The sequence below is a fragment of the Rhodococcus indonesiensis genome (assembly GCF_047782815.1).
Taxonomy (GTDB): domain Bacteria; phylum Actinomycetota; class Actinomycetes; order Mycobacteriales; family Mycobacteriaceae; genus Rhodococcus; species Rhodococcus indonesiensis.
Genome location: NZ_CP180630.1, coordinates 3,677,092 through 3,693,999, shown reverse-complemented (window position 1 = coordinate 3,693,999; position 16,908 = coordinate 3,677,092). Strand labels below are relative to the sequence as shown.

Below are 16,908 nucleotides of genomic sequence, written 5' to 3'. Positions count from 1 at the left end.
GGACACGGACGAGTTGTTACCGGCGGGTCGTGGACCAGTACCCTGCTAACCATGTGCGGAATCGTGGGGTACGTCGGGCACCGCCCGGCTCTCGATGTCGTGGTGGAGGCACTGCGGCGGATGGAGTACCGGGGCTACGACTCGGCCGGGGTGGCGGTCCTGGACGGTGCGGGTGGTCTGGCCGTGGAGCGGAAGGCCGGTCGGCTGGCGAACCTGGAGGCCGAACTCGACGAGATCGGGGCCGGGCACTTCGCCGGAACCACCGGTATGGGTCATACCCGGTGGGCCACGCACGGTCGTCCGACGGACCGGAACGCGCATCCGCACCGGGACGCGTCGGGGAAGGTGGCGGTGGTGCACAACGGCATCATCGAGAACTTCGCGCCGCTGCGGGCCGAGCTCGAGAAGGCCGGGGTGGAGTTCGCCAGCGACACCGACACCGAGGTGGCGGTGCATCTGGTGGCCCGGGCGTATGCCGAGGGGCCGACCGCGGGGGATTTCGAGGCCAGTGCGCTGTCGGTGCTGCGCCGGCTCGAGGGGGCGTTCACGCTGGTGTTCACCCATGCCGATCATCCGGGCACGATCGTCGCGGCGCGCCGGTCGACGCCGTTGGTGGTCGGGGTCGGGGACGGGGAGACGTTCGTGGCCTCGGACGTGGCGGCGTTCATCGAGCACACCCGGCACGCGGTCGAGCTCGGGCAGGACCAGGTGGTGGTGATCACCGCCGACGGGTACCGGGTGTCGGACTTCGACGGGGACACCGACGTGGCGACCCGGCCGTTCGAGATCGACTGGGATCTGGCGGCCGCGGAGAAGGGCGGCCACGACTACTTCATGCTCAAGGAGATCGAGGAGCAGCCCGCCGCGGTGGGCGACACCCTGCTCGGGCACTTCGCCGAGGGTCGCATCGTGCTCGACGAGCAGCGGCTGTCGGATCAGGAGCTGCGCGATGTGGACAAGGTGTTCGTCGTCGCCTGCGGCAGCGCGTACCACTCGGGTCTGGTGGCCAAGTACGCGATCGAGCACTGGACGCGGTTGCCGGTGGAGGTGGAGCTGGCCAGCGAGTTCCGGTACCGGGATCCGGTGCTGGACCGGTCGACGCTGGTGGTGGCGATCTCCCAGTCCGGGGAGACCGCCGACACCCTCGAGGCGGTGCGGCACGCGAAGGATCAGAAGGCGCGGGTGCTGGCGGTGTGCAACACCAACGGCGCGCAGATCCCCCGGGAGGCCGACGCGGTGCTCTACACCCGGGCCGGGCCGGAGATCGGGGTGGCCTCGACCAAGGCGTTCCTGGCGCAGGTCGCCGCGAACTACCTGGTGGGGTTGGCGTTGGCGCAGGCCCGCGGCACCAAGTATCCGGACGAGGTGGCCCGCGAGTACGCCGATCTGGCGGCGATGCCGCACCTGATCGGGCGGGTGCTCGAGACGGTCGCGCCGGTACGGCGGCTGGCGCGGGAGCTGGCGTCGTCGTCGACGGTGCTGTTCCTGGGCCGGCACGTGGGGTATCCGGTGGCGCTCGAGGGTGCGCTCAAGCTCAAGGAGCTGGCGTACATGCATGCCGAGGGCTTCGCCGCGGGCGAGCTCAAGCACGGTCCGATCGCGCTGATCGAGGACGGGCTGCCGGTGATCGTAGTGATGCCGTCGCCGAAGGGGCGGGCGGTGCTGCACTCGAAGCTGCTGAGCAACATCCGGGAGATCCAGGCTCGGGGCGCGCGGACGGTGGTGATCGCCGAGGAGGGCGACGAGGCGGTGCGGCCGTTCGCCGACCACCTCATCGAGATTCCGGCGGCGCCGACGCTGCTGCAGCCGCTGCTGTCGACCGTGCCGTTGCAGGTGTTCGCCGCCGAGGTCGCCCAGGCCCGCGGCTACGACGTCGACAAGCCCCGCAACCTCGCCAAGTCCGTGACGGTGGAATAGCGACCCCGGCGGGAGACCCGATGCGCAGCTACTACCCGTGTGAGCAGGTGCGGGCGGCGGAGGCGCCGCTGCTCGCAGCCCTGCCGGAGGGCACGTTGATGCGTCGCGCCGCGTTCGGGCTCGCCCGGGTCGCGGCGACGGAGCTGCGTGCGCGTACCGGGTCCGTCGCCGGCCGGCGCGTCAGCCTGCTCGTCGGGTCGGGCGACAACGGCGGCGACGCCCTGTGGGCGGGCGCGTTCCTGCGTCGTCGCGGGGTCGCGGTCACGGCGCTGCTCCTCGACCCGGAGCGGGCCCATCGAGCGGGAGCCGCGGCGCTGCGTGCTGCCGGTGGACGCCTCGTACCGGCCGATCCGGGGCGGATCGGTGACCCGGATCTCGTGCTCGACGGAATCGTCGGCATCTCGGGCCGGGGCCCGCTGCGCCCGGCGGCCGCGGCGGTCGTCGAGCAGATCGTCGCGCCGATCGTCGCGGTGGACACCCCGAGCGGCGTGGACCCGGACACCGGTGCCGTGGACGGACCGGCTGTCACCGCGGCGGTAACCGTCACGTTCGGTGCGTACAAGCCGGTCCACGTCCTCGCGCCGGCCCGCTGTGGGCGGGTCGAGCTCGTCGACATCGGTCTCGAGCTGCCCCAGTCGCACCTGGTGGCGGCCGAGCCGGCCGAGATCGGCGCGATCTGGCCGGTGCCCGGCGCCGACGACGACAAGTACAGCCAGGGCGTCGTGGGCATCGTCGCCGGGAGCGCCCGGTTCCCGGGCGCCGGCGTGCTCTGCGCGGGCGGTGCGGTGGCCGCGACGTCCGGCATGGTCCGCTACGCCGGCAGTGCTGCGCCCGTCGTGCTGGCCCGGTTCCCCGAGGTGGTGGCCGCGCCGTCGTTCGCCGAGGCGGGTCGCGTGCAGGCGTGGGTGTTCGGGCCCGGCGGCGGCACCGATCACCAGGCGGCCGACACGCTGCGCGAGGTGCTGGCGACGGATCTGCCCGTCCTTATCGATGCCGACGGGCTGACGCTGCTGTCCCGGCAGCCGGAACTGGTCCGCGGCCGAGACGCCCCGACGCTGTTGACGCCGCATGCCGGGGAGTTCGCGCGCCTGACCGGCCGTCGCCCGGAGCCGGACCGGGTGACGGCGGTGCGAGCGCTGGCGGCCGACTGGGGAGTGCACGTGCTGCTCAAGGGCCGCTCGACGCTGATCGCGAACCCGGACGGGCACGTGTTCGTCAACGAGGCCGGCGGGTCGTGGGCGGCCACCGCCGGGGCGGGCGATGTCCTGTCCGGGATGATCGGGGCACTGATGTCCGCCGGTATGGCCCCGGACCTCGCCGGCGCAGCCGGTGCGCGGGCCCATGCGGTCGCCGCGGACACGGCCGCGCGCGGGGGCGCCGACGCTGCCGGGGCGCCGACGTCGGCGAGTGCGATCCTCGACCGGGTGCCCGCGGCGGTACGCCGTCTGCGGAGCATGGCCGAATCGTGACCCGACACCGTCGACCGTGCTGCGGGCCACTTCGCCCGCAGTGGCAGGATCGGGACCCATGACCACGGCCGAACCCCGACCCCGCAACCACCTCCACCACGACCTGCCGCAGGCCGAGGCACTGATCGACCTCGACGCCGTGGCCGAGAACGTGCGGCGGCTGCAGGAGTTCGCCGGGGAGGCGGCGGTGATGGCCGTCGTCAAGGCCGACGCATACAACCACGGCGCGGTCCCGGTCGCGCGGGCCGCCGTCGCCGCCGGGGCGCGCGAGTTGGGGGTGACGACCCTGACCGAGGCACTCGAACTGCGTCGCGCCGGGATCGACGTGCCCGTGTTGTCGTGGCTGCACACCGTCGACGCCGATTTCGCACCCGCGATCACCGCTGGCGTCGAACTGGGGGTTTCGTCGACCCGGCATCTCGCGTCGATCGTCGCCGCCGCGCGGGAAACGGGCGTGACCGCGGTGCTCACCGCGAAGATCGACACCGGGCTCAACCGCAACGGCGTGGCACGCGACGAATGGCCGGCATTTCTGCAGGACCTGGGCCGGGCCCACGCCGAGGGCGCGATCCGGCTGCGCGGCGCCTTTTCCCATCTGGCCCACGCCGACGAACTCGGTCACCCCGAGATCGACTGCCAGCGGGACCGGTTGCGCGAGGCCGTCGCCGATCTGAGCCGCCACGGAATGAGCCCCGAGGTGGTGCACCTGTCGAACTCGGCAGCGACTGTCACCCGCCCTGACCTGCGTTTCGACATGGTCAGACCGGGTATAGCGATGTACGGGTTGTCCCCGATCCCCGAGATCGGGGACTTCGGGTTCCGTCCCGCGATGACGTTACGAACGAGGGTGGCGCTGGTGAAGAAGGTGCGTGCAGGGTCCGGAGTGTCGTACGGGCATCGCTGGGTGGCGCCCACCGACACCACCGTGGCCCTGTTGCCGATGGGATACGCCGACGGAATCCGGCGCAATCTCAGCGGCCGCTTCGAGGTGCAGCTCGGCGGACGTCGCCGCCCTCAGCTCGGCCGCGTGTGCATGGACCAGGTCGTGGTCGATCTCGGACCGGACGGGGACGGAGTAAAAGAAGGCGATACCGCGTTCTTCTTCGGTGACGGTCGTCACGGCGAGCCTGTCGCACAGGTGTGGGCAGAGCTGCTGGACACCATCAACTACGAGGTGGTCACCGGCGTCGGCGGGCGCACCGTCCGCACCTACGTCGGTGGCGGAGGAGGCGAGCGGCGATGACGCTGTTGGGCAGTCTGGGACTGTTGGGTGCGAGCCTGGCCACGCTCGGCTCGAACGCGGGGTTGTACGCGGTGCGCACCGCGGGTCTGCCCGCGCACGAGATCTACGGCGAAGAAGACTTCGACGCGATGCTCGCGCTGCCCAAGCGCACCGTCCGCACCGAGGACGGCGTCGAACTCGCCGTGCGAGAGGTCGGCTCGGCGCTGGCGCCGCTGACGATCGTGTTCGTGCACGGGTACTGCCTGCGCATGCAGTCCTGGCACCTGCAGATGCGCCACCTGCAGGAGCGCTGGGGCAAGGACGTGCGGATGGTGTTCTACGATCAGCGCGGCCACGGGGAATCCACCGCGCCGAAGTCGAAGTCCTGCACCATTGCCCAACTCGGCCGCGACCTGGGCACGGTCGTCGACACGGTCGCCCCCACCGGCCCGGTGATCGTGGTCGGGCACTCGATGGGCGGAATGACGACCATCGCCCTGGCCGCGCAGCGTCCGGAGCTGTTCGACGAACGCATCGTCGGAGTCGGATTGCTCGCCACCACCGCGGCCGGTCTGACCAAGACCGGCATCGGCCGTAACCTCGAGAACCCGGTGATCGACGGATTCCGGCACCTGGCCCGTACCGCGCCGGGCTTCGTGCAGTACGCCCGCGGTGCCGCCAAGGCGATCATCGCGCCGATCCTGCGTGCCGCGTCCTACGGGACGGTGGTCAGCCCGAAGCTCGTCGAATTCTCCGACCGGATGCTGGCGGAAACCTCGGTGCTGACCATCGTGAACTTCCTGCGCACCCTCGAACTGCACGACGAATCCGCGGCACTGCCGGTGCTGGGACAGGTACCCGCCCTCGTGCTGTGCGGGGACGCCGACATGATCATCCCGTTCTCCGGCTCCGAGGAACTCGCGGCGGCCCTCCCGGACGTCGAGCTCAAGCGGGTCCGCGGCGCCGGACACCTGGTGCAGCTCGAGTTCCCCGAGGTCGTCGTCGGTGCGCTCGACCGGCTGATCCAACGCGGGTTCGCTCACGACGCGGGCAGGAGGCGCGCCGCAATTGGGTGACGATCTCGCCGCCGGCACGCACACCGAGCACAGCGCCGAGCTGCCCACGGTCGAGGACACCGAGGCACTGGGCCGACGCCTGGCGGAACAACTGCACGCCGGCGATCTCGTGGTCCTGGACGGGCCGCTCGGCGCCGGGAAGACCGCCCTGACCCGTGGCATCGCCGCAGGCCTCGGGGTGCAGGGCCGGGTCACCTCGCCCACCTTCGTCATCGCCCGCGAACATCGTCCCGGCGATCGCACCCAGGGCGAACCCGTCGGAATGATCCACGTCGACGCCTACCGCCTCGGGGACGGACCGAACGCCCTCGACGAACTCGACGCTCTCGACCTCGACACCGACCTGACCGCCGCCGTGGTCGTCGTGGAATGGGGTGAGGGACTGGTCGAGACGCTCACCGAACGGCACCTGCGGGTGCGGCTGCGCCGCGAACCGGACTCGGACGTGCGCACCGCCACCTGGTCCTGGGTGGGGTGACCGCCGCGCCCGGCGGTACTCTGGATACTCGTGCTCGTTCTCGCCGTGGATACCGCCACCCCCGCCGTCACCGCAGGTCTCGTCCGTGTGGACGATCGCGGTGAACCAGGGACCGCCGGTATCGAGACGTTGGCCGTGCGGGTCACGGACAATCCACGCGCCCATGCCGAGGTGCTGACCCCGCAGATCCTCGAGTGTCTGTCGTCCACCGGCCACACGCCGGCCGACCTCGACGCCGTCGTCGTCGGGGTCGGGCCGGGACCGTTCACCGGGCTGCGTGTGGGCATGGCGACCGCCGCGGCCTTCGGCGACGCCCTCGGCGTGCCGGTGCACGGTGTGTGCAGTCTCGACGCGATCGCGGCCGACGTCCGCGGCGCGGACGGTGCCGGTTCGGTCGCCTGCGGCGACGGTTCCGGTTCGGTCGACTGCGGCGACGGTGCCGGCGATCTGCTCGTCGTCACCGATGCCCGTCGCCGCGAGGTGTACTGGGCGCGGTATTCCGGCGGCGCCCGCATCGAGGGTCCGGGGGTGTGCAGGCCGGCGGATCTGAAGGCGGAGCCGTCGCAGCGGATCGCGGGATCCCGCCCCCACGTCGGCCTGTTCGAGCTGCCCGCGCATCCGGTGGCCACACCGTCCCCGGCAGGGCTGGTCGCGGTTGCCGCCGCGGACCTGCTCGCCGGGGTGGAGCCCGAGCCCCTGGTGCCCCTGTACCTGCGCCGTCCGGACGCGGTGGAGACGGCGGACCGGAAGAAGAAATGACCACCCACGACCCTCGTCCCCTCGTCGACGCGCTGCAACCGTCCGACGTCGCCCGGTGCGCCGAGCTGGAACGGATCCTGTTTCCCGGCGACGACCCGTGGAGCGCCGACGCGTTCCGCGCCGAGCTGGCGGCACCGCAGAACCACTACGTCGCCGCCCGCGACGACGAAGGCCGGCTCATCGGCTACGCCGGTCTCGCCCGACTCGGTACCGCGGTTCATCCGGAGTCGGAGGTCCATACCATCGGGGTGGACCCACGACAGCGGCGCCGCGGCGTCGGTGGCGCGCTGCTCGCCGAGCTGTTGCGGATGGCCGACGTCTGGGGCGGTCCCGTGTTCCTGGAAGTCCGCACCGACAACGACGCAGCGATCGCGCTGTACCGCCGGGAGGGTTTCGAGATCGTCGGGACGAGGAAGCGCTACTACCAGCCGAGCGGGGCCGACGCGTACACCATGTGCCGGCCGGACCGGCGGAAGGAGTCACAGTCGTGATCGTGATGGGGATCGAGAGCTCCTGCGACGAGACAGGCGTCGGCATCGTCCGGTGGGTCGGTGACGGCACGCTCGAACTGCTCGCCGACGAGGTGGCCTCCAGCGTCGACGAACACGCCCGCTTCGGTGGCGTCGTCCCGGAGATCGCGTCCCGCGCGCACCTCGAGGCGATCGTCCCGACCATGCGACGGGCGCTCTCCGCCGCCGGGGTCGTCGAACCCGACGCCGTGTGCGTGACGATCGGGCCCGGTCTCGCCGGCGCACTGCTCGTCGGTGTCGCCGCGGCCAAGGCGTATGCGGCGGCATGGGACGTGCCGTTCTACGCGATCAACCACCTCGGTGGGCACGTCGCTGTGGACACGATCGAACACGGACCGATGCCGCCGTGCGTGGCGCTGCTGGTCTCCGGCGGGCACACCCACCTGCTCCACGTCGAGGATCTCGGCCGCAAGCCGATCGTCGAGCTCGGCACCACGGTCGACGATGCAGCCGGGGAGGCGTTCGACAAGGTCGCCCGGCTGCTCGGACTGGGTTTTCCGGGCGGACCGGCGCTGGATCGGGCCGCACGGAACGGTGACCGCACCGCGGTGGTGTTCCCGCGGGGGATGACGGGGCCGCGCGACGCCCGGCACGACTTCTCCTTCTCCGGGCTCAAGACGGCAGTGGCGCGGTTCGTCGAGGCGCGCGAGCGGTCCGGCGAACCGGTCCCGCTCGAGGACGTCGCGGCCGGTTTCCAGGAGGCGGTCGCCGACGTGCTGACGATGAAGGCGGTGCGGGCTGCGCAGGACATGGGCGTGGACACGCTGGTCCTCGGGGGCGGAGCCACTGCCAATTCCCGTTTGCGTGAGCTCGCCGAGGAGCGCTGCGCCGCCGCCGGGATCACGCTGCGGGTGCCGCGGCCGCGTTTGTGCACCGACAACGGGGTGATGATCGCCGCGTTGGGAGCGCATCTGATCGCCGGGGGCGCCCAGCCCTCCGCGCTCACCGTCGGCACCGATCCCGGCCTGCCGGTCGAGATCGCCCAGGTACCCGTCTGACCCGATCCTGCGGGGATCGGCGGGTGCGATCAGCCGGCCGGTGCGGGTTCGGTGAGCGGCGGTGACGTGCTCGGCGCCTCCTCCTCCGGGGCCGCGGTCGAGGAGGCCTCGGTCGTCGTCTCGGGCGGTGCGAACTCGGACGTCGGCGCGGACGGCGTCGAGCTCGGTGTGGTGCTCTCCGACGGCGTCGTGCCGGGCAGCGTCGGCAGCGGGACGGTCGGCAGCGGCAGGCTCGGGAAGGTTCCCGGCAACTGCCACGGCCGGTCGGTGCCGGGGACGTCCGCAGGCGACTCGGGCCGCTCGTTCGTCGTCGATTCCGGTGTGCTGGACGGCGTGGTCGTCGCCGGCGTGCTCGTCGAGGGCTGCGGCACGGTGGGCGTCGGATAGGGCACCGGCGTGTCCGTGCGTGGGTAGCCGTCGTCGGGAGCTGTCGTGGTGACGGCGGCGTGGGGATCCTCGGAGGGGATCTGCGTGTGTCCGGTGTCGGGGACGGCTGCCGCCGGCTGGGTCGTGGCCTGGCCGCTGGTCCCCGCGGGGGACACGGCGGTGTCGTCGGACGCGACGTGGTCGGTCGCATAGCCGGCTACGAGCGCACCGATGACCAGCGCCCCGGCGAGGGCACCCGAGACCTTGCCGCCGGGGGTGCCCGGCGTCGGAGCCGAGGCACCTACCGACGGATAGGCGGACAGTCGTGACGACGCGGCGAGCAGCGCGGCGCCGTGGGCCGCTGCCGTGGCCGGTTCCGGCACCACCGCGACGGGACCGGCGAAGGCCGACGTCACAGCGCCGGCGAGAGCCGGCATCGCCGCTGCGCCGCCGACGAGCGCGAGCATCTGCGGCCGCGGCTCGGTGTCGCAGACCCGCCGGGTGAATGTCGCCGCGGTGTCGCTGAGGTCGGACACCATCTCGTCGAGTTCCGTGCGGGTCAGGGGCACCGCCGGGCCGGCGTCGCCGAGTTCGATCCTGGTGGTGGACGCTTCTCCGAGGGCCTCGAGTGCGCCCTGGCAGCGCACCGTCAGTAGGGCGGGGTCGATCGGGATGCGGCCACGGGCGCGGCCGATCCGGCGGCGCACGTGGTCGTAGACGCGGGCGCGGACGGCTCCGCCCCCGACGTCCTCGGTCCGGGCCGAGCGCAGCATCGATCCGGAACGTCGGTCGACAACGGAGACTGTGAATCCCGATGCACCCAGGTCGGCGACGGCGAGGGTGTCGGCGGTGTCGACGAGACCGGTGCTGTTCAGGTAGGCGAGCACGGCCGTCGTCTCCGGTACCAGGTGGACGATGTGGCCGTCGCGCACCGACGCGGAGCGGATCGCCTCTGCGTGTTCGGAGGTTCGATAGGCCACCGCCACCGCGTCGGGGACGGCGTGCCCGTCGATCTGGGTGCTCATGAGGGAGAGGGCATCGATGACGAGGTCGCCCAGGTCGCCGGCTGCCTCGGGATCGGCGGCGAGAAATCGGTACTCGGTGGTGTGCTCTCCCGGCCCCTCGACGACGAGGGCCGAGCCCACTCCGGAAGCGCCGGTGGAAATTCCCAGCGACGTGCGCATAGTTCCCCTCCCGTGCGTGACCGGCGGACAGGGACGCGGTCGAGCCGCAAAGTCACCGAATGGTCACGCGTTCGGTCTCCGTTATCCGAACGTAACAGACGGGGGTGTGTGAGCGCTCGCCGAAAAGCGCCGATCCTGGTCCGTCCGGCACCGTCGCAGGGCGGCGTGCCTGTTCCGCCGGGCGCTCTCGACGTCGGCTCCGGGCGAGGGTTGCCCGTTCGTGCCACCGCTGTCGTCCCAGCTCGGAGCCGTTCTCTCCGAGGGTGGCGCGAGCGGAGCGTCGTAGGCGCGGGCGCCGAACGAGCGTTTTCCGGAGAGGGGGAGCGACCGGGACCCGACCGGGGTACGAATGGTCACAGTTCGGTCTCCACGGTTGCAGGCGCGCTGGGTCTGTGCGGGGCGACGGCCGGCGGTGGGTCCGGAGCCTCCGGACGGGGTGCGCTCGACCGGAGGTCGCCCCTGGTGGAGGCGCGGTGGTCACGGTCGTGGTGCGTCCGAGGCGACACGAGCGCATTCAGCACCCACTGCCCTTGAGCGCTGGCACTCGCGTGTATAGAGTGCTAGTCGACGCCGAGCGTGTTCCGGCACCCGCGACGACGGGACTGCGCGCGGAGTCACCGTGGTGACTGAACAAACCCTGTCCGAGGACCATCAGAGGCCTCGGACCATCGAACCCCTGAAAGTGGAGGGCTCATCGTGGCGAGCGTGAACATCAAGCCGCTCGAGGACAAGATCCTCGTCCAGGCCAACGAGGCCGAGACGACGACTGCCTCCGGCCTGGTCATCCCGGACACGGCGAAGGAGAAGCCCCAGGAGGGCACCGTCGTCGCCGTCGGCCCCGGCCGCTGGGACGACGAGGGTGAGAAGCGCATCCCCCTCGATGTCAAGGAAGGCGACGTCGTCATCTACAGCAAGTACGGCGGAACCGAGATCAAGTACGCCGGCCAGGAGTACCTGATCCTGTCGGCTCGCGACGTGCTGGCCGTCGTCGCCAAGTAAGCCGCACGCATTCCGCCCCGGAGTTCCGCCTCGGACCCGGGGCGGAATCCGTTCCGGATCCTTCGTTCCAGGAGTAGTCGGAGAACATGTCCAAGCAAATCGAGTTCAACGAGACCGCGCGGCGGGCACTCGAGCGTGGCGTCGATCAGCTCGCCGACGCCGTCAAGGTCACCCTCGGCCCGCGTGGGCGGCACGTGGTGCTCGCCAAGGCGTTCGGCGGCCCGACCGTCACCAACGACGGTGTCAGCATCGCCCGGGAGATCGAGCTGGAGGACCCGTTCGAGAACCTCGGCGCCCAGCTGGTCAAGAGCGTGGCCACCAAGACCAACGACGTCGCCGGTGACGGCACCACCACCGCCACCGTGCTCGCCCAGGCCATCATCAAGGCCGGCCTGAAGAACGTCGCGGCCGGCGCCAACCCCATCGCACTCGGCAACGGCATCGGCCGGGCCGCCGAGAAGGTGTCGGAGGCGCTCCTCGCCGCCGCCACCCCCGTCCAGGGCAAGGAGGCGATCGCCCAGGTCGCCACCGTCTCCTCGCGCGACGAGGAGATCGGCGCCATGGTCGGCGAGGCCCTGAGCACCGTCGGCAAGGACGGCGTCGTCACCGTCGAGGAATCCTCGACGCTGCAGACCGAGCTCGTCGTCACCGAGGGCGTCCAGTTCGACAAGGGCTTCCTGTCGCCGTACTTCATCACCGACATCGACGCACAGCAGGCGGTCCTCGAGGATGCCGTCATCCTCCTCTACCGCGACAAGATCGGCTCCCTGCCCGATTTCCTGCCGCTGCTCGAGAAGATCGCCGAGAACGGCAAGCCGGTTCTGATCATCGCGGAGGACGTCGAGGGCGAGGTGCTCTCCACCCTCGTGGTCAACTCCATCCGCAAGACCCTCAAGGCCGTCGCGGTCAAGGCGCCGTTCTTCGGTGACCGCCGCAAGGCGTTCCTCGACGACCTCGCCGTCGTCACCGCCGGCACCGTCATCAACTCCGACATCGGGTTGACCCTGAAGGATGCCGGTCTCGACCTGCTCGGTTCGGCCCGCCGGGTGGTGGTCACCAAGGACAACACCACGATCGTGGACGGTGCCGGTACGCAGGAGGACATCGAGAACCGCGTCGCACAGCTGCGTCGCGAGATCGAGGCCACCGATTCCGACTGGGACCGGGAGAAGCTCGAGGAGCGGCTCGCCAAGCTCTCCGGTGGTGTCGCGGTGATCAAGGTGGGCGCAGCGACCGAGACGGACCTCAAGGAGCGCAAGTTCCGTGTCGAGGACGCCGTCAATGCGGCCAAGGCCGCGGTCGAGGAGGGCATCGTGCCCGGTGGCGGTTCGGCGCTCGTGCAGGCCGCCCGTGAGCTGGACGCGCTCGAGAACTCTCTCTCGGGTGACGAGGCCACCGGTGTCGCCGTGCTGCGCGCCGCTCTCACGGCCCCGCTGTACTGGATCGCCGGCAACGCCGGTCTCGACGGGTCGGTCGTGGTGAACAAGGTGTCCGAGGCCCCTGCCGGATCCGGCTTCAACGCGGCCACTCTCACCTACGGTGACCTGCTCGCCGACGGTGTCGTGGATCCGGTCAAGGTGACCCGGTCCGCGGTCGTCAACGCGTCCTCGGTGGCGCGGATGGTGCTGACCACCGAGAGTGCCGTCGTGGACAAGCCGGAGGAAGAGCCCGAGGCCGGCCACGGCCACGGTCACGCTCACTAGCGAGCCGGGCACCCGGGAACCACGAAGCCCCGCACGGAACAATCCGTGCGGGGCTTCGTCTTCTCGTGAGGTCGTCCGGCGGCCCGGTCAGACAGCGATCCGCCGTCGTCGGTGCCGCGCGTACATTTCCCGTTCGGTCTCGGACATGCCGCCCCAGATGCCGTACGGCTCGGACACCGCCAAGGCGTGCTCCCGGCACTGCGCGAGTACCGGGCACTGCCGGCACATCTCCTTGGCCCGGCTCTCGCGCTGCGCTCTGGCCCGGCCGCGCTCACCGTCCGGGTGGAAGAACATCGAGGAGTCCACCCCACGACACAGTCCGTGCATCTGCCAATCCCAGACGTCCGCGTTCGGTCCGGGCAAGTGGTGGGGTGCAGGCATGGGTACTCCTTTGCAGCGTGCTCGCCCGAGGGGCGAGCGGACCGTGGGCGGAAGGTCTTTCCTCCCAAAGCAGTTGTTCAGGCTCCGTAACCGTAAAGGTGGCGAGGAAATGGAGTCAACACTTTCGCGGAGTGGCAATTTGCATATCCCGATCTGCGAGAATTAACCGCCGAAATATTTACTTCGTGGCAGATTCGTGATTGTGTCCTGAAGGTGTGCGCCTCGCTCGTGCGTACCGGCCTCCGGTGACCGGAACGGCCCCGAACAGGGACTATAGACCCTGTGCTGAGCGCGGAAGGGCATCCGTCCGGCTTGTGTGAACCGAAAATGGCTCCGGTCCGCACGTCTTTACTTACCTACACCTTGTCTGTAATTAACAAAACGTAAACCGGATGTTCAACCGGCTGAAGCACGGAAGTAATTGATGCGCCTTCGGTGCATATTTCTCGGAATGCACTCTGCCTCCCCGGCGGGCGGAGGAGAAGGTGGTGCGATCATGGGCTCGTGCCCGTCACAGCTCCGCCGTCCGACACGTCCACGCTCGCATCGGCGGCCTTCGGTGCCAGGCCGGACCTGTTCCCGCTCCCTCTCGGCGGGGATCCCGTCGCGTCGTGGCACCGGGCCGTCGCCCTGGGCGGTCAGGGTCGCTACGCCGCCGCCCGCGCGGAGCTGACCCGGCTCCACCGCGCCACGGGTGCGGACGGAGCGCTCCTGTCCCTGGCGGCGAGCACCGAAGCGTCGCTGCTGCGTCAGCTCGGCCGGCACCGCGAGGCCGCCGTCCTCGACGGTCGGGCGGCCGCGGTGCTCGCCGACGCCCCGCCGTATTCCTCGCGGACCGCCGAGGCTCGGTGTGACGCCCTCACGGGTCTGGCGGCGGATGCACTCGGATGCGGCCGGATCCGGCTGGCCGTCCGGCTGCTGGACCGGTGCGCCGCCGCTCTCGACGAAGCCGAGGGCGTGCACGGCACGGTGCTCCGGCGGCAGCGGGTGCGACTGCACTGGGTCTGCGCGGAGACTGCGCTCGCTTCCGGGGACTTCGCCACGGCCCGCCGGCGTTCGGCTGCTGCCGCGACGGAGGCCGAACGCAGCGGCTCGGTCCGGCACCTGGTCAAGTCCGATCTGCTGCGGGCCGCCTCGTGGACGGGGGAGTCCGATCTCGCACCCGCTCGTGACCTGTGCCTCGACGTACTCGATCGCAGTACGGCGCTGGGTCTTGTCCCGCTGCGCTGGGCGGCCGCGATGCTGTGGGACGGGCTCGGGGGCGGCGACGCGGCTCGGCGCGTGCGCGACGAGTCGGCGGCACTCGTCGCCCGGCGCGGTGGGAGATTCGCAACGATCCGGGCCTAGAAGCCATCCGTGCGTCCGTTCCGTCCGATCGTGTCGCTAGTCTGGGAATGTTCCACTGCGTGTGGAAGCACACCCGGCCGGGGGGTCGTGTCACTTTGTAACGCCAGGACTTGCGCAATCGATGACTGTTATGGGTGAGGAGTTGGACTCCGCTGTCGCTGCGGCTGCGCAGGGAGATCGGACAGCTCTCGCTCAGGTTCTGAGAATTATCCGGCCCTTGGTCGTCCGGTACTGCCGGGCTCGGGTCGGAGCCGCGGAGCGTGGCCAGCTCTCCGCGGACGACGTAGCGCAGGAGGTGTGCCTGGCCGTGATGACGGCGTTGCCGCGGTATCAGGACCAGGGACGCCCCTTCATGGCATTCGTGTACGGGATCGCGGCACACAAGGTCGCCGACGCGCACCGCAGCGCCGCCCGCAACCGGGCGGATCCGGTCGCAGAGGTACCCGAGTCGATGTCGCTGGACGACAGTCCGGAGGAGCAGGCACTCAACGCGGAGACGAGCCGGCAGATGAAGCAGCTGCTGGGCACGCTTCCGGAGAAGCAGCGGGAGATCTTGGTCCTGCGGCTCGTGGTGGGTCTGTCCGCCGAAGAAACAGCAGCAGCGGTGGGAAGTACGGCAGGGGCCATTCGGGTGGCGCAGCACCGTGCCATCGCCCGACTGAAGAAGGAAGTGACGAGAGCAGGTGAGAGAAATGGGTAGGAAGCACGGCGCGGATGACGATTTCTTCGCCGATCTCGCCGACGACGGCACCCCCGTGGACATTGCGGCAGTGCGCCGTGACGACGCCCTCATCGACGCGATCTCCGGCGACGGACCGGTGCCCACCGAGACGACCGAGGAATACGAGCTGGCCACCCTTCTTGCGGGCTGGCGTGCCGAGATCCTGGCCGATCCGCTTCCTCCCGAACCGGATCTCGACGAGATCGTCGCTGCGGTCAACCGGGAGATCGGTGCCCGCGACGCACTCGCCGAGCGCCGCTCCCGCTCCCGCACCCAGCTCCGCCTGATCCGGCCCATCGCCGGTGCCGCCGCCCTGATCGCCATCGCCGTCGGTGGGGCAACCGCCGTGTCCTACCAGGCAGAACCCGGCGACCCGCTGTGGAGTGTCAAGCAGGTCGTCTTCAGTGAGCAGGCCGAGTCGACGATCGCCCGGATCGACACCGCCTCCACGCTGCAGGAGGCCGAGCAGCGGCTCGCCGTCGGCGACACGGAAGGCGCGCAGGAACTGATCCAATCGGCACAGCAGCGGTCCGGGTCGATCACCGACGCCGGCCAGCGCGACCAGCTCGGTGACTGGGTGCAGCGGCTCACCACCGAGTTGAGCAAGCTTCTTCCGCCCCCGCCCCCGCCTGTGCTGCCCGCGCCGCCGGTCCAATCGACCCAGGTGATTCCCGCGCCGGCGCCGACCACTCCGACGACCCCGTCGACCGTGGACCCCACCATCGCCGGCACGACGCCCGGTACGGGAACGGTGCCTCCGGCGACCTCCAGCGATGCACCCGGCGTCGATCTGGTGCCGCCGTCGTCGCAGCCGGCACCCAGTCCGTCACCGTCCCCGGTCACGACGCCGCCGCCGCTCCCGTCCACCGAACCGACGAGCGCACCGGTGACACCGGAGCCCACCACCGTGCCGACTGCTGCGCCGACCACGACCCCGTCGGCGTCGGCGCCGACACCCTCCACTTCGCTCGAGCAGCAGTCGATCAGCCAGACGATCACCGTGGTGCCCGCACCTTCGGAGTAGACGCAACGGGAAGGGCCCGCCGGGACGAACGTCCCGGCGGGCCCTTCCCGTGGTGCGGTGGCTTCTTCTAGGAGTCGAGGCCGTACGGGTCGACCGGCAGTGCCTCGTTCATCGACGCATCCGCGTAGCCGCGGCAGTAGTCCCATGTCACATAGGCGTCGGGTGAGGGATCGTAGGCCGGCTCGTGGGGCCGGACCGTACCGTCGACGAGCAGCTGCAGCAGGTTCGCCCGCAGCATGTCCCAGTCGTGGTAGTGATCCTGATGACAGTCCTCGCAGCACACCACCAGGCCGCGGACGCCGCGGGGCGACAGCAGCGCTTCGTACACCGCGAGGTCGGCGAGATCCTCCTCGACGGCCAGCCGCTCGGCAGGGTCGAGCGGCTGACCCGGCTCGATGGCGTCCAGTGCGGCGGACGGATCGTCGGGATCTCCAGCGAATGGGTCCGGTGGCAGACCGGGAGGCAACTGATCACGCACGACTCCACGGTACGCAGTCCGACGGGGTCCGCGCCAGCCGTCACACCGTGGACTTCCCGCGCAGCTTCGTGTACGCGTGCGGATGCGCGTGTGTGCCGGTCCCGGTGAACCGATACGATAGTTCATGAGCAGGGCATCGTTGTTCGGAGTGTCCGGGGAACGGTGTGCACCGCTCGCACCATTGTCTTTCACGACATTGTGTTCCGTAATCACCGATGCCGGGCCGGGGCCCACCCGCCCGCACCGTATCGACGCG

The 16,908-nt window shown here is 70.6% G+C and carries 16 protein-coding genes; 13 read left to right on the top strand and 3 right to left on the bottom strand.

The window, feature by feature from the left end; all coding sequences use genetic code 11:
* Positions 1-51 precede the first annotated feature (51 nt).
* Genes glmS through tsaD form a run of 8 tightly spaced genes read left to right on the top strand, consistent with a single transcriptional unit; the run spans position 52 to position 8,449 of the window.
* Positions 52-1,917: a glutamine--fructose-6-phosphate transaminase (isomerizing) gene (glmS, locus tag ACM26Y_RS17100; RefSeq protein WP_003938043.1), complete on the top strand. Its 1,866-nt coding sequence runs from the start codon at positions 52-54 to the stop codon at positions 1,915-1,917.
* A 20-nt stretch (positions 1,918-1,937) separates the two neighbouring features.
* The gene (locus ACM26Y_RS17095; RefSeq protein ID WP_416061439.1) at positions 1,938-3,386 is read left to right on the top strand and encodes an NAD(P)H-hydrate dehydratase; all 1,449 of its coding nucleotides are present in this window, start codon (positions 1,938-1,940) and stop codon (positions 3,384-3,386) included.
* A 58-nt stretch (positions 3,387-3,444) separates the two neighbouring features.
* Positions 3,445-4,629 carry an alanine racemase gene (gene alr / locus ACM26Y_RS17090; protein WP_416061438.1) on the top strand — a complete coding sequence of 395 codons (1,185 nt, stop codon included), beginning with the start codon at positions 3,445-3,447 and terminating at the stop codon, positions 4,627-4,629.
* Complete coding sequence (locus ACM26Y_RS17085; protein ID WP_416061437.1) at positions 4,626-5,684, top strand: alpha/beta fold hydrolase; 1,059 nt, start codon at positions 4,626-4,628, stop codon at positions 5,682-5,684. The genes alr and ACM26Y_RS17085 overlap by 4 nt, the downstream gene beginning before the upstream one ends.
* Complete coding sequence (tsaE, locus tag ACM26Y_RS17080) at positions 5,677-6,162, top strand: tRNA (adenosine(37)-N6)-threonylcarbamoyltransferase complex ATPase subunit type 1 TsaE (RefSeq protein WP_054374431.1); 486 nt, start codon at positions 5,677-5,679, stop codon at positions 6,160-6,162. The genes ACM26Y_RS17085 and tsaE overlap by 8 nt, the downstream gene beginning before the upstream one ends.
* A gap of 30 nt (positions 6,163-6,192) precedes the next feature.
* A complete protein-coding gene (tsaB, locus tag ACM26Y_RS17075; RefSeq protein ID WP_003938038.1) occupies positions 6,193-6,921 on the top strand; it encodes a tRNA (adenosine(37)-N6)-threonylcarbamoyltransferase complex dimerization subunit type 1 TsaB in 729 nt (242 codons plus the stop codon).
* Positions 6,918-7,412 carry a ribosomal protein S18-alanine N-acetyltransferase gene (gene rimI / locus ACM26Y_RS17070; RefSeq protein ID WP_003938037.1) on the top strand — a complete coding sequence of 165 codons (495 nt, stop codon included), beginning with the start codon at positions 6,918-6,920 and terminating at the stop codon, positions 7,410-7,412. The genes tsaB and rimI overlap by 4 nt, the downstream gene beginning before the upstream one ends.
* Positions 7,409-8,449 carry a tRNA (adenosine(37)-N6)-threonylcarbamoyltransferase complex transferase subunit TsaD gene (gene tsaD / locus ACM26Y_RS17065; protein ID WP_054374434.1) on the top strand — a complete coding sequence of 347 codons (1,041 nt, stop codon included), beginning with the start codon at positions 7,409-7,411 and terminating at the stop codon, positions 8,447-8,449. The genes rimI and tsaD overlap by 4 nt, the downstream gene beginning before the upstream one ends.
* 29 nt (positions 8,450-8,478) lie before the next feature.
* Here the strand turns inward: tsaD and ACM26Y_RS17060 are convergent, their stop codons facing one another.
* Complete coding sequence (locus ACM26Y_RS17060) at positions 8,479-9,999, bottom strand: Hsp70 family protein (protein ID WP_416061436.1); 1,521 nt, start codon at positions 9,997-9,999, stop codon at positions 8,479-8,481.
* Between the two features lie 696 nt (positions 10,000-10,695).
* Here ACM26Y_RS17060 and groES point away from each other — a divergent pair.
* Together groES and groL are read left to right on the top strand one after the other, a co-directional pair.
* Positions 10,696-10,998 carry a co-chaperone GroES gene (groES, locus tag ACM26Y_RS17055; RefSeq protein ID WP_003938034.1) on the top strand — a complete coding sequence of 101 codons (303 nt, stop codon included), beginning with the start codon at positions 10,696-10,698 and terminating at the stop codon, positions 10,996-10,998.
* A gap of 86 nt (positions 10,999-11,084) precedes the next feature.
* Entirely contained in the window at positions 11,085-12,701 is a 1,617-nt protein-coding gene (gene groL, locus ACM26Y_RS17050) for a chaperonin GroEL (protein WP_289379279.1), read from the top strand.
* A gap of 87 nt (positions 12,702-12,788) precedes the next feature.
* Here the strand turns inward: groL and ACM26Y_RS17045 are convergent, their stop codons facing one another.
* Positions 12,789-13,082: a WhiB family transcriptional regulator gene (locus ACM26Y_RS17045; RefSeq protein ID WP_003938032.1), complete on the bottom strand. Its 294-nt coding sequence runs from the start codon at positions 13,080-13,082 to the stop codon at positions 12,789-12,791.
* Positions 13,083-13,586: 504 nt separating this feature from the next.
* Between ACM26Y_RS17045 and ACM26Y_RS17040 the strand changes: the two genes are divergently transcribed.
* The 3 genes from ACM26Y_RS17040 (at position 13,587) to ACM26Y_RS17030 (ending at position 16,174) form a co-directional block, all read left to right on the top strand.
* Positions 13,587-14,429 carry a hypothetical protein gene (locus ACM26Y_RS17040; RefSeq protein ID WP_416061435.1) on the top strand — a complete coding sequence of 281 codons (843 nt, stop codon included), beginning with the start codon at positions 13,587-13,589 and terminating at the stop codon, positions 14,427-14,429.
* 121 nt (positions 14,430-14,550) lie between these two features.
* Positions 14,551-15,129 (top strand): sigma-70 family RNA polymerase sigma factor, encoded by a 579-nt coding sequence (locus tag ACM26Y_RS17035; protein WP_040783363.1) that lies wholly within the window; start codon positions 14,551-14,553, stop codon positions 15,127-15,129.
* The gene (locus ACM26Y_RS17030) at positions 15,122-16,174 is read left to right on the top strand and encodes an anti-sigma-D factor RsdA (RefSeq protein WP_289379275.1); all 1,053 of its coding nucleotides are present in this window, start codon (positions 15,122-15,124) and stop codon (positions 16,172-16,174) included. Before ACM26Y_RS17035 ends, ACM26Y_RS17030 begins: the two co-directional genes overlap by 8 nt.
* 67 nt (positions 16,175-16,241) lie before the next feature.
* Here ACM26Y_RS17030 and ACM26Y_RS17025 read toward each other — a convergent pair whose 3' ends face one another.
* The gene (locus ACM26Y_RS17025; protein ID WP_003938028.1) at positions 16,242-16,652 is read right to left on the bottom strand and encodes a DUF5319 domain-containing protein; all 411 of its coding nucleotides are present in this window, start codon (positions 16,650-16,652) and stop codon (positions 16,242-16,244) included.
* Between the last annotated feature and the right edge of the window lie 256 nt (positions 16,653-16,908).

Coding starts and splice junctions, on each gene's coding strand:
- ACM26Y_RS17060 (WP_416061436.1), bottom strand. CDS start 9,999: ATGCGCACGTCGCTGGGAATTTCCACCGGCGCTTCCGGAGTGGGCTCG.
- glmS (WP_003938043.1), top strand. CDS start 52: ATGTGCGGAATCGTGGGGTACGTCGGGCACCGCCCGGCTCTCGATGTC.
- rimI (WP_003938037.1), top strand. CDS start 6,918: ATGACCACCCACGACCCTCGTCCCCTCGTCGACGCGCTGCAACCGTCC.
- groL (WP_289379279.1), top strand. CDS start 11,085: ATGTCCAAGCAAATCGAGTTCAACGAGACCGCGCGGCGGGCACTCGAG.
- alr (WP_416061438.1), top strand. CDS start 3,445: ATGACCACGGCCGAACCCCGACCCCGCAACCACCTCCACCACGACCTG.
- ACM26Y_RS17035 (WP_040783363.1), top strand. CDS start 14,551: ATGACTGTTATGGGTGAGGAGTTGGACTCCGCTGTCGCTGCGGCTGCG.
- ACM26Y_RS17030 (WP_289379275.1), top strand. CDS start 15,122: ATGGGTAGGAAGCACGGCGCGGATGACGATTTCTTCGCCGATCTCGCC.
- ACM26Y_RS17095 (WP_416061439.1), top strand. CDS start 1,938: ATGCGCAGCTACTACCCGTGTGAGCAGGTGCGGGCGGCGGAGGCGCCG.
- ACM26Y_RS17045 (WP_003938032.1), bottom strand. CDS start 13,082: ATGCCTGCACCCCACCACTTGCCCGGACCGAACGCGGACGTCTGGGAT.
- ACM26Y_RS17085 (WP_416061437.1), top strand. CDS start 4,626: ATGACGCTGTTGGGCAGTCTGGGACTGTTGGGTGCGAGCCTGGCCACG.